Annotated in this window: 11 protein-coding genes; all 11 read left to right on the top strand. The window is 49.0% G+C overall.

The features are described from left to right. The first annotated feature begins 222 nt into the window (after positions 1-222). The 11 genes from ACFQZT_RS05740 (at position 223) to ACFQZT_RS05690 (ending at position 12,239) form a co-directional block, all read left to right on the top strand. Positions 223-1,188 carry an ABC transporter permease gene (locus ACFQZT_RS05740; RefSeq protein WP_379297433.1) on the top strand — a complete coding sequence of 322 codons (966 nt, stop codon included), beginning with the start codon at positions 223-225 and terminating at the stop codon, positions 1,186-1,188. A gap of 31 nt (positions 1,189-1,219) precedes the next feature. Continuing rightward, complete coding sequence (locus ACFQZT_RS05735; protein ID WP_379297431.1) at positions 1,220-2,104, top strand: carbohydrate ABC transporter permease; 885 nt, start codon at positions 1,220-1,222, stop codon at positions 2,102-2,104. 63 nt (positions 2,105-2,167) lie between these two features. Further along, entirely contained in the window at positions 2,168-3,721 is a 1,554-nt protein-coding gene (locus ACFQZT_RS05730) for a DUF3502 domain-containing protein (protein WP_379297429.1), read from the top strand. Positions 3,722-3,897: 176 nt separating this feature from the next. Beyond that, positions 3,898-5,520, top strand: a complete 1,623-nt coding sequence (locus tag ACFQZT_RS05725; RefSeq protein ID WP_379297427.1) for a GMC oxidoreductase — start codon at positions 3,898-3,900, stop codon at positions 5,518-5,520. Positions 5,521-5,677: 157 nt separating this feature from the next. Continuing rightward, positions 5,678-6,421 (top strand): GntR family transcriptional regulator, encoded by a 744-nt coding sequence (locus ACFQZT_RS05720; protein WP_379297425.1) that lies wholly within the window; start codon positions 5,678-5,680, stop codon positions 6,419-6,421. A 39-nt stretch (positions 6,422-6,460) separates the two neighbouring features. Further along, positions 6,461-7,549, top strand: a complete 1,089-nt coding sequence (locus ACFQZT_RS05715) for an ABC transporter substrate-binding protein (protein ID WP_379297423.1) — start codon at positions 6,461-6,463, stop codon at positions 7,547-7,549. Positions 7,550-7,574: 25 nt separating this feature from the next. Further along, positions 7,575-8,396, top strand: coding sequence for an ABC transporter permease (locus ACFQZT_RS05710; protein WP_379297421.1), 822 nt, complete (start codon positions 7,575-7,577; stop codon positions 8,394-8,396). 2 nt (positions 8,397-8,398) lie between these two features. Continuing rightward, positions 8,399-9,184 carry an ABC transporter permease gene (locus ACFQZT_RS05705; protein WP_379297418.1) on the top strand — a complete coding sequence of 262 codons (786 nt, stop codon included), beginning with the start codon at positions 8,399-8,401 and terminating at the stop codon, positions 9,182-9,184. 9 nt (positions 9,185-9,193) lie between these two features. Beyond that, the gene (locus ACFQZT_RS05700; RefSeq protein WP_379297416.1) at positions 9,194-10,270 is read left to right on the top strand and encodes an ABC transporter ATP-binding protein; all 1,077 of its coding nucleotides are present in this window, start codon (positions 9,194-9,196) and stop codon (positions 10,268-10,270) included. 4 nt (positions 10,271-10,274) lie between these two features. Then, positions 10,275-11,216: a carbohydrate kinase family protein gene (locus ACFQZT_RS05695; protein ID WP_379297414.1), complete on the top strand. Its 942-nt coding sequence runs from the start codon at positions 10,275-10,277 to the stop codon at positions 11,214-11,216. Positions 11,217-11,222: 6 nt separating this feature from the next. Further along, complete coding sequence (locus tag ACFQZT_RS05690) at positions 11,223-12,239, top strand: ADP-ribosylglycohydrolase family protein (protein ID WP_379297412.1); 1,017 nt, start codon at positions 11,223-11,225, stop codon at positions 12,237-12,239. Positions 12,240-12,301: the final 62 nt, after the last annotated feature.

Here is a 12,301-nt window from a genome sequence, read left to right as displayed (position 1 = left end):
TTTAGAGGGAGGCTGCGGCGAATCATCCGACCAGTCACCAATAACCGCAGCCGTTCTCGGCTCAGACAGCCTCGGGCTCTTATCGGAGCACGGGGCTGTCTGCCTTTTGCAGGCGGGGTGCAAATACGCTAAAGAAGCACTATAAAGTTTAGGTCTGGCTCATGGTGTGCCCCCGTCTTCTGCAATATCATAAAAGTACAGACCAACAAAAGGAGACTTTCCATGAATGCCATATCGGAGACAACCGTAATTGTCGCAAACAAAAAGAGCAACGGGTTCGTTCGCGATCTCATTCGGAATCGCACGCTGTATTTGATGTTTCTGCCTGTTGCTGCGCTGCTGTTCCTGTTCAACTACTTGCCGCTCGCCGGACTGATCATCGCCTTTAAAAACTTCAGTTTCGACAAAGGCATCTTCGGGAGCGAATGGGCGAAGCCCTTGCTCGGCAACTTTGATTATCTGTTGTCATCCTCCGCCGCCTTCCGGGCTACGCGAAACACCATTCTGCTGAACGCCCTGTTTATTTCAGTAGGCCTCGTCTTCGAAGTGGGCCTCGCCCTGCTGCTCAACGAAGTCAGGAGCAAGGTGTTCAAGCGGATCACGCAGTCGATGACGTTTTTGCCGTTTTTCATCTCATGGATTGTTGTCGGCGTATTTGCCTACAATCTGTTGAGCTACGAAAGCGGCGCTCTGAATCGGCTCCTGGAGCAGCTGGGGTTGCAGCCGGTCGATTTTTACAACGAAGCCTATTTGTGGCCGCTCATTCTGACCGTCGCCATCCGTTGGAAAGTAACCGGATACGGCACGATCATTTATTTGGCGGCGCTGACCGGCATCGACCAATCGTACTATGAAGCGGCTGCGATCGACGGCGCCTCGCGCTGGCAGCAAACCCGCTACATCAGCATCCCGATGCTGAAGCCGACGATCATTATCCTCACCTTGCTCGCGGTCGGCCGGATTATGAATGCGGACTTCGGCATGTTTTACGCGATGGTCGGGGATGCTTCCCCGCTGTTCACGACGACGGATGTCATCGATACGTTCGTCTACAGAAGCCTCCGGCAATCGGGCGATATCGGTATGGCTTCTGCGGCAGGGTTTGTACAGTCTCTTGTGGCGCTCGTTCTCGTGCTCACCAGCAATTATATAGCGCGGAAAATCGATCGCGATTCCGCCATCTTTTAACCGCTGCTTAATCGGAAAGGAGAATGAGAATATGCAGGCCGGACGATTTTCTTTGTCACATTCGCTCATATTGATCCTGATTGCTTTATTCAGCCTTGCATGCTTGCTGCCGTTCCTGATGGTCATTACCGGCTCGCTCAGCACTGAGAAGGACATTATGTCATACGGTTACAGTCTTTTACCGAAGCATATTACGTTCGACGCTTACAAGATTCTTCTGCTCGGCTCCCCGAGGATCATCGAAGCGTACGGCATCAGCTTGACGGTGACCGTCGCCGGAACGCTGCTTTCCCTGGCAGTCACCAGCATGGCCGGCTACGTGCTCGCCAGACGATCGTTTCGATACCGGAATATCCTATCAGTTTACGTCATCATCACCATGCTTTTTAACGGCGGACTGGTGCCCTGGTATATCGTTTGCGTCAATTACTTACATCTGAAGGATACGCTGCTTGCCATGATATTGCCGCCGCTTGCGCACGCGTTCAATATTTTTCTCATCCGGAACTTCCTGCTTTCCATCCCGGAGGATCTGTACGAATCGGCGAAAATGGACGGGGCCGGGGAATTCATGATTTTTTACCGAATGATCATGCCGCTGGCTGTTCCGGTGCTGGCTACGATCGGCTTGTTTGTGGCGCTGTCTTATTGGAACGACTGGTTTCTCGGCCTCATGTTTATCGACAAGCAGGAGCTGCAGCCGCTGCAGCTGCTTCTGAGGACGCTCGTCTCGAATGTGGAGTTCCTGAAGAGTTCACAGAACGCGGCCGACATGCAGCGAATTTCTGTGCAAATGCCGTCGGAGTCCATCAAAATGGCGCTAACGGTCGTGACGATCGGGCCCATAGTGTTCTTATATCCGTTCTTGCAAAAGTATTTTGTGAAAGGGTTAATGGTCGGGGCCGTCAAAGGTTGACTATCGGCTATGTCAGCGAACCAGCTGTTATAGTATAAATAAAATTTCAGGGGAGATGGGAACATGAAAAGCTTGAAGTCGAAGATGCTGCTTTTGCCTGCTGCGGTGCTCTTACTAAGCATACTGACGACCGCATGCAGTACGGAGAAGAAGGACGCGGGGCCGTCCGCCGCACCGTCCCAGACTGGCAAGGCCAGTACGGATGCCAAGCAGGAGGACGAAGTTACGCTGCGTTTTTATTTCGGCGGGGACAAGAAAGCGGCAACGGATGAGGTCTGGTCCGCCGTCAGCACCTATGTCAAATCGAAAGGGCTGAACGTCAAGTTTGACATCAACTTTATCCCGTTCGGCGATTTCAAGGAAAAGATGCGGGTCATGGCTGCGTCCGGGGACAACTGGGATTTGAACTTTGACGGCGACTGGCTGTCCTACAAGCTGATGGCCGCCAATGGCTCCTATATGGCGCTGAACGACCTGCTGCCGAAATACGCTCCGAACTTGTATAAGAAATATCAGGAACAGGGAACGCTTCAGGCTGCAACCGTGGGCGGTAAAATCGTCGGCCTGCCTTGGACGATGAAAATGAATCAGCGGCAGTACTTCACATGGCGCTCTGACATGGCTGATAAAGCGGGCATCACTCCGGATCCGAAATCCGTCAATACGATCGAGGGGATCGATACGTTCCTTCATAAGCTCAGAAATGCGTATCCGAACGCGAAAATTGGCAGATCGAATCCACTCGCCATTTACCAGCTCAGGGATGAATGGGTCGATCTCGGGTTCCACCAACTGGGTTTCTACCTGAGCGATCCGAAAGTGACCGTCAAGGCTCTCGAGCAGCAGCCGTTTTATAAGGAAGCAAGCGTAATGGCGAAAAAGTGGTACGACGATGGCGTTATCAACCGCGACGCCATGATCGACAAGCAGGACGGGGCGGCCCAATGGCGCAACGGCCAATCGCTGATCACCTTGACGTCCCATGAATGGGTGAACGCCAATCCGGGATTTGCTGATCCTTCCTACGGACTGCAAAGCTCGCTCATTTATCCGGACAAGAAGACGATCAACCGCACGGCGCTGGCCAACGTACTGGCCATTAACCGGAATTCGAAGCATGCCGACAGGGTACTTCGCTTCCTCGACATGTTCGAAACCGACCAAAAGCTGTACGACCTGGTGCAATACGGAATCGAAGGGAAGACGTATGTGTTGAAGGGTGATGCGGCGGAATATCCGAACGGCATGTCGACGACGGCAAGCAACTATATGGAATGGGGCGGACAATGGGCGTTCTGGAAGCCTCAATTTATGCGGCCGACGACCACATATCCGAAAGATTTCTGGGTGCATGAAGCGGAATTCGCTAGTCAGCCGAACAACGTCAATTCGCCGATAGACGGCTTGTTCATCGCCGAAGACAGCATCAAGAACGAGCTTGCGAAGCGCGATCAAACGTACGAGGAATTGGGCAAGACGATCGAGTTCGGCGTCGCCAAAAATACGGATCAGGCACTGTCCGACTACATCGAGAAACAAAAGGCGAACGGGCTCGACAAAGTCATCGCCGAAGCGCAAAAGCAAATCGACGCTTATTTGGCTGCCAATAAAAAGTGAGTTCAGGCTGATAAGCTGAATCAGGCTATGGTGAAAATCACCGTGGCCTTTTTTGTGCGAGGTTTGAGATCAATAAAAACCCCTTTTAATCATAAAATAAATATCTTTGAATATAGACCATTAGAGCTCGCTACATTCAATTGAATTTAAATAACCATTCGAGGAAGGGATGTAATATGACCTTGAGAATCTATATTGCCCTGGAAGGGGACACCTTGCGAACAATCGCAAGACGGCTTCATCTGGAGATAGCGGAGCTTCTTCTTCAAAATCCTTCTATTACGGACCCCGATCGAACTGTTCAAGGCTTTCAGGTAAGGCTTCCTGACGCCGGGCAACCATCCGATGTGGTGATGTGTCCCCCTTCGATTGTTGAAGGAGAGCTCGATAATTGGATCCCGCTTACTCCGTTGGAGCAAATGGCTGAGACCGAATACGACGTACTGATCGTGGGCAGCGGCGCAGGAGGTGGAGCCGTTCTCTGGCGATTGTCCGAACAATGGGGGAACAATGGAAAAAAGATCGGACTGGTTGAAGCAGGGAATCTCTTCTTGCCTACCCACGTATTAAATGTTCCTACGATTAACTTCCAACAAGGTTATATGCTGGCTGAGAAGCAGTACACACACATTGGACCGCAATTTTCAGGTTTCGTTAAGAAGCTTGTTTTTGGCGGAGGCACGTTATTTTGGGGTGCCGTTAGTCCGCGCATGTCGAATTTCGAAATCGAGAATTGGCCAATTTCGCTCAGGGAGATGAACGACTACTACAAAATCGCGGAGCGGATCATGAAGGTGAACACGGATTTTGCTAAAGGCTCATCTTTCTCTGAAGTTTTTTTAGAGCGTCTTCAACGAAATGGTTACTCGGAAGCAGCACACAGACCGATGGCGGTCGATTTGGCATCGTCCCAATACGGAATGCTTCACTCCAACGTTTTCTTCAGCTCGATCATTTTTTTTGCCTACGCATTGAATCGCAGACCTGTCGATATTGCCGTGAATGCCCATGTAACCAAGGTGCTGACCGATAATGGAAAGACGGCCGGTGTCGAGGTCATCACACCGAATAATCAAAAGTTCGTGCTCAAAGCTAAAAAAGTAGTGGTATCGGCGAGTACTTTGGAAACTCCGCGAATATTACTCAATTCGGGTATTCAAGGTAGAGCGATCGGTCATTACCTTACCTCACATTCCGGCATATGGGCAGTTGGATTTGTGAGCCGGGATCATTTTTCTGAAGTTCTCGGTAATTTGAGTATATACATACCCGAGACGCTTCAGTCCCCGTTTCAAGTTGAAATTCAAAGGTTTGACAAGTATTACATTTATAAATATGAAGAAGAAACGGTACTTAAGGAGTTGGATCTTTTTATTTTTGGAGCAGGTAAAACCGAATCTCGTTTTGACAATTATTTGACTTTGGATCCTCTCAAGAAGGACAAATTCGGATTTCCGGAAGTGCAAGTGCATTTTTCTTACAGCGAGAGGGATAAACAAGTTATTCGTCAAACAATAGAAGGCGTAAAGCATGTGGTCAAAGTTCTGGGGGTCACTTTAAAATCCCCAATTTGTGTTTTGTATCCAGGACGTTCGAGACATTTCTCTGGAACGTGCAGGATCGGCAGCGACCCGCAAACGGCAGCGGCAAATCCACATGGCGAGATTTTCGGCGTTTCTGGTTTGTTCGTGGCGGACAACAGCGCGTTGCCTTCCGTTTCTGCGGCGAATCCGACGTTGACGACGATAGCCCTCGCGATCCGGACGGCCGATCATATAGTGCGGCAATTCCAAAGCTGACATTCCTCAGAGGGGAACATTTCCTTTGGGAATCAGCTGCTGCTTAATTTACCCATGGCGTATTCCATTTTTTTGGAACAGACATTTGTGCAGATCCGTATTGCAACCGGTTTCAGTATCTGTTACAATCAACTTGTACACATAAGTGTATATCTGTATGACTAAACAACTAGAGGAGGTAACTACCATTTTAGACAAGAACGATTTTGCCCCCCTCTATATTCAACTTCAAAGAATTCTTCGATCGAAGATCATGAACGGAGAGTATAGACAGGGGGAAGCCATCCCTTCTGAAACGGAAATGATGAAACTGTTCGATACGACCCGAGGGACGATTCGGAACGCGATATCCTTATTAGTAACCGAAGGATTGGTGGAGCAAATTCGCGGAAAGGGAACTTTTGTTCGTTTAAATCAGCTCAAGTACAGCATATTTAATTTTGGTGGCTTTACGGACTATTTGAAAAACCGCGGTGAAACTGCAGTATCCAAAGTGCTGGAACAGAAAATCGTGCAAGTAGAGGGGAAGGATTATTTCAAGTTGGTCAGGGCCCGGGGGGTCAAGAAAGATGATACGGTGCTATTTTTAACGATCGACACCTCGTTGATTCCGGTTTCTTTGTTTCCAGGCCTAGAGCGATATGACTTCGAAAAAGAATCTTTATACCATATCATGCGGGAAAAATATCAGATCTATCCTGGGCGTACGGAAATATCTTTATTGCCTGTCGAAGTAAACGAAAAGGCGAAAGAGATTTTGCAAGTAGACAAGAAACAATTATCCCTATTGAAAGCGGAAGGCAGCGTGTTCGGTCAAAACAATGTAGAAATCGAGAAAGTAACGGTTATCTATAGTCCGCTTGTTGAATTTAAAATCATGACGAATGTGAACCAACTGTGATGCGCATCTGAATCTAACCTTCAAGGAGATGATTAAGACATGAGAAAAACACTTACAGCTGCAACCATGGTTGCAATGCTTCTTTTTGCAAGCGCTTGCGGAAACAAATCATTGCCTAACGTCGGAGCTGGCAGCGCCAAGCCTTCTTCCGAGAAAAAAGTGCTTACAGTCGTTAATTGGAAAGACTACGGCTCCAACGATCCGGAAGTTGTTAAAGAGTTTGAAGCCAAGTACAACGTTACAGTCACACACGAATATATGGCATCTGAAGAAGAGCTGCTGACAAGACTCAAAACAAGCAAAAAAGGAAGCATAGATGTCGTACTGCCGAACTCTTCTATATTACCCGATGCGATCAACGAAGGGCTCTTAGAACCGGTCGACACGGCCAAGCTTAGCAATTTCAGCCATATTTACGAGCCGTTTAAAAAGCTTCCCGAGAATTACAAGGACGGCAAGCTTTACGCGGTCCCATGGGTATGGGGATCGACAGCCATCGCTTATAATCCTGATGTTATCAAAGAGCCGATCGATTCTGTTGGAGCCTTGTTTGATGATAAGTACAAAGGGAAAATCGCCTTCCGAGACGACTTCAACGATGCAATCATGACCGCTGCGTTAGCACTGGGTCAGGATCCTAACCACCCTTCGGACCTGCAAGCGATCAAGAAAAAGCTTATTGATCAAAAGCCGTTGAACCGGACGTATTGGAAAAGCGGCGATGAATTTTCCAAACTTTACGCAGGGAAATTTATCGACATTGCTCTCATGTGGAGCGGTCAAACCGCATCTATGAAAAAACAGGGGCAAAACATCAAATACGTGATTCCGAAAGAAGGCGCGATCGGTTGGGTAGATAACTGGGCAATCGTGAACGGGTCCAAAAATGTGGATCTGGCGCATCAATTTATCGATTTCATGATCGACCGCAAGTTCCAGGAAAATTGGGTGAACAAGGGCGGACCGGCTCCGGTCAACAAAGATGTCAGCAGCAGCCTTGATCAAGCGTTCGTGAAGGAAATGGGCCTCGACGAGGGGACGATCGCCAAGCTGAAGTTTGTTTCTTATCGGACTAACGACGAGAAGAAGCAGTGGAACGAGATCTGGCAGGAAGTAAAATCGCATTAAATGCAAGCATGAGGAGTGAGCTCTTTTGAATAAAAAGATTTGGCTGATGAGTCCGGCTGTGTTCCTGCTCCTGTCTTTCTGCGTGATTCCCCTTTTTATCATGGTGTATTACAGCTTTTTAACCGACGGGACTAGCGGGCATTTCACGATTCAGAACTATTTGGATTTTTTCCAGAAAGATTTCTATCTGAAGTTAACATGGAAAACGATCCGCATCAGCTTTTACGTTACTTTGATTTGTCTTTTGATCGGTTATCCGATGGCCTATGTGATGGTCAAAATTATCAGTAACGGTAAAAATCTGCTGCTGGTAGCGATCATCATCCCATTCTGGACAAGCCAGCTTGTGCGGGCTTATTCCTGGCAAAATCTTCTCCGCGATGGAGGGATTCTGGAGATTTTGCTGCGAAAGCTGCACTTGATCGGCTCGGGACCACTCGGTCTTATGTTTACCCAGTATGCGGTTATCATCGCGATGGTTCACATCTTTTTCCCGTACATGGTCATTACGATTTATTTGTCCCTGGAGAAAGTGGATAATTCCTTGATAGAAGCTTCCAAAAGCTTGAAAGCAGGGCCGATCACCACGTTTCGGCGGGTCGTTCTTCCACTAAGCAAACCAGGGATCATATCCGGTTGTATTCTGGTGTTCGTCCCGAGCTTGGGAGCGTTTGTCGAACCGCGGATTCTAGGGGGAACGGAAGGCTCTGTCATAGGCATGGTCATCGAGGATCAATTTTTTGAAATCTTCGGGTGGAATTTCGGAGCTGCCGTAGCCTTTATTTTGCTGGCGATCATTTTGCTCTCCATGGCGCTACTCTCCCGGTTTTCCAAAGAGGAGGTGTAAAGATGATTAAAAAAGGGCTTGGCTGGACCTATGCCTTGCTGGTTATGCTGTTTCTCTACGCCCCCATCCTCGTGCTTATGGTGATGTCATTCAATGCATCCAGATACAACGCGTTGCCTTTTGAATTCAGCATGAAGTGGTACCACGAACTCGCTGGGGATGACAAGCTGATAGGCGCTGCTCTCTCCAGTGTATACATCGCTTTAGCAACCGCAGTTATCTGTGTGATATTGGCTACGATGCTTATGCTTTGGCTAGTTCAGACGAATTCTAAACTCACTAATGCGATTAATTCGCTAGTGATTCTGCCGCTGACAATCCCGTGGCTCATTCTTGGCTTATCCATTTTGCTGCTGCTCAGCGCGCTCGGTATCGATAAAAATTACACGGTGCTGCTGATCGGCCATGTGGTCATCGCGCTGCCGTACGCGGTGTTGGTTATCAAAGCCAGGCTGCAAAGCATGGATTTATCGATCAACGACGCATCGGCCAATCTTGGGGCTAATGAGTGGACAACGGCCTTTCGCATTACGCTGCCCTTGTTGTTTCCGGCCATGCTGGCAGGCGGGTTCCTGGCTTTTGTCATTTCCTTCGATAACTTCATTCTGTCTTACTTTTTGATTCCCAGCGGATCCAGCACGCTGCCAATCGAAATTTACGCTTCCATTAAATTTGGCTTTACACCGGAAATCAACGCGGTATCGACCATCCTGCTGGCGGCTACCACATTGATTATCATTCTTATCGTGACCATCATGAGGACATCGCTTAAATTTTTCTTCAAGTAGGAGGTTGCTATGGCATATCTGGAAATAAGTAATCTTACGAAATCATTTAACGGCAACAGGGTGTTGGACAAGATCGACATCTCCATTGAAAAAGGAACCTTCCTATCCTTACTCGGGCCGTCCGGGTGCGGGAAAACGACCACAATGAAGATGGTAGCCGGCTTTGAAAGACAGGACGAAGGCACGATCTCAATCAGTGGGCAAACCATCGATGCACTCCCTCCTTACCGCAGGAACATCGGGATGGTTTTTCAAAGCTATGCTTTGTTCCCGCACATGACCGTGGCTCAGAATGTCGCTTATGGATTGGAACAGCAAAAGATGGCGCGCACGGACATTCGCAGAGAAGTGGCGAAAGCGTTGGAGATGGTACAGCTAACCGGCTTTGAGCAAAGAAAGCCGAGACAGCTCTCCGGCGGACAGCAGCAGCGCGTCGCTTTGGCCCGAGCGCTCGTCATCAAGCCGTCGCTTTTGTTGCTTGACGAAAGTTTGAGCGCGCTCGACAAAAATTTGCGCACCGCCATGCAAATTGAACTCAGAATGATCCAGAAAGAGATCGGCATCACGACAATTTTTGTCACGCATGATCAGGAAGAAGCCATGACCCTTTCGGACCGTATAGCCGTCATGAAAGGCGGTAAAATTGTACAGATCGGATCGCCGAACGCCATTTATGAGAAGCCGTCAAACACGTTTGTCGCCGGATTTATCGGGCACTCGAACTTTCTCCGGGGCACCGTACGGGAAATGAACGGCGATCGGATGCTGCTTTCTATCGATCAAGGCGGGAATATGACGATTCCGGCGCCGGCTTCCGACACTGCTATCCAACCGGGCCAAACGATTATCGTTTCCATTCGTCCGGAACGGATTCGTCTTAGCAAGGCGGATACCGACGATACGGGGGTCAAAGGTACGATTAAATTCATCACGTATGTTGGCAGTTTATCGACCTATCTGATTGATGTGAATGGACAGGAAATGAAAGTGCAATTGCAAAATGATACCGGTGCGTCTGTATTCAGTCAGGGCGATGAGGTTTGTCTGAACTGGAACGCTGACAACCAGATCCTGTTGCCGGAGTGAGGAAATGACCATGACTTTAACGCAAATTCTTATTTTCGGCGGCATCATTGTGGATCAATACGCGTTGGTGGACAAGTCTCCTGATAGAGGGGGAGATGTCCTTATCGCGGATTCCTTCTTCCGGGTAGGCGGGTGCGCCGTCAATGTAGGATCGACGCTGCAAAATCTCGGATTAAACCCTCATATCGTCTCCTCAATCGGCGACGACGCCTGGGGACAGCTTATCCGCTCTTATTTGAAAGAGCGGCAGTTCTCGGAATTGGCAATCCGGTATGTTGACAATAGCAAGTCGGGTTACTGCATTTCGATCATTGAAAATGACGGGGAAAGAACCTTTCTGACCTACAAAGGGTGCGAAGCAGAGTTTACGCCCCAAATGCTAGAGGGTATCCCGTTTACTCAGATATCTCACATTTACCTTACAGGATATTATTTGCTGCAACCGGAATTTACTCATGTAATCTTGAAACAATTGAAGAAGCTTAAAGAAGCGGGAGCGTTTCTCGTATTTGATCCCGGTCCGCTGGTCGCATCCATACAGAAGGATACGCTTCATGCTGTATTGGAGCTAGCCGATATACTGATCCCCAATGAAAGCGAACTGGACATTCTGGAGCGGACAATGGCCTGGGGATACCGCGATCTATCCCGTTATTGGGAGAAGGGCATTGCCTATGTGGTGTTGAAAAAAGGAAGCCGCGGTGTGCAGGTGTGGACAGAGGACTCATCATTTTCCTTGGATTCTTTTCAGGTAAACAGCATAGATACGACCGGTGCGGGAGACAGCTTTGCTGCAGGCCTCCTGTACGGGCTCTCACAAGGCTATGATATGACAACGTCCGCTCGGATCGCGAGTGCTTGCGGCGCTATCACCACGACTTTTATGGGGCCGCATGGAATTTTTACTTATGATAGCATTACAGAAATGATAGAGAAGGCAAGGTGAGGGACGATGGAGAGAGAAAGTAATTTGTTGGATAAAGCTTACGGAAGTTTAATTGCAACCGCCATCGGCGATGCAATGGGCATGCCCGCCTCGTTTATGTCGCCTTCCCAGATTCGGAGAATTTACGGCAGAATTACGGACTTTATGACGCCTGACAAAGAGCAGACCGCTCACGCCTCCGTTGAGGCGGGCGGCATTACAGATGACACGCAGGAGAGCTTGATCATTTCTTCCGTTCTCATAGAAGCGGGACGTTTCGATACGGACTTATTCGTCGAAAAAATGAGAGAATGGGCCGAGAAGCATAAGATGCTGGAATCGACAGTGATCGGACCGAGTACGCGCAAGTTTCTGGGGACGATCCTTTCCGGAGGGAATTACGTGGAAGCCGGGAAAAACGGCGACACGAACGGAGCTGCGATGCGCGTCGGTCCCGTTGGGATCTATTATCATGGTAACGTGGCAAAAGCTATCAAAGATGCTGCCGCCTCAGCGCTTCCTTCCCACGGAAGCAGGGCCGGCGTGGGATCAGCCTGCGCGGTAGCGGCCGCCATTGCCAAAGCAATGGATCGAAATTGCACGCTTGACGAGGTAATGGAAGCGGCAATTGACGGCGCGCTATTTGGTGAATCGAGCGGATACGATCAACCAGGACCTTCAATTGCGGCAAGAATACGATTGGCCATGCAATTGGTTAATCAGCATCGCGATAAACCGGTCCAGGACATTTGTGAAATCTTGTATGCCCATATAGGAGCGGGGATGAAAAGCTACGAATCTGTTCCGCTGTCATTGGGTGTCTTCTATGCCGTATCGGGGCAAGTCAATGAAGGCATCCTGTCAGTCATTAATATCGGGGACGATGCAGACACGAACGGCGCCATTGTAGGTTCAATATGCGGGGCCTACTGCGGGGCATCCGCTATTCACCCGGAATGGATAGATAAAGTGGAGAGCACAAACGGGGTCGACTTCAAGGGAATTGCCAGCGATTTGCTCCAGAAGGCGGCCACCAGTTCATAAATAAGCCACCAAGGAAAGATTCGGCATTCACGCCGGATCTTTTCTTCATGGTTAACAGACCA

The organism is Paenibacillus sp. GCM10027628, assembly GCF_042676385.1.
In the GTDB taxonomy this organism is placed as follows: Bacteria; Bacillota; Bacilli; order Paenibacillales; family NBRC-103111; genus Paenibacillus_E.
This window is presented reverse-complemented; position numbering and strand designations above follow the sequence as displayed.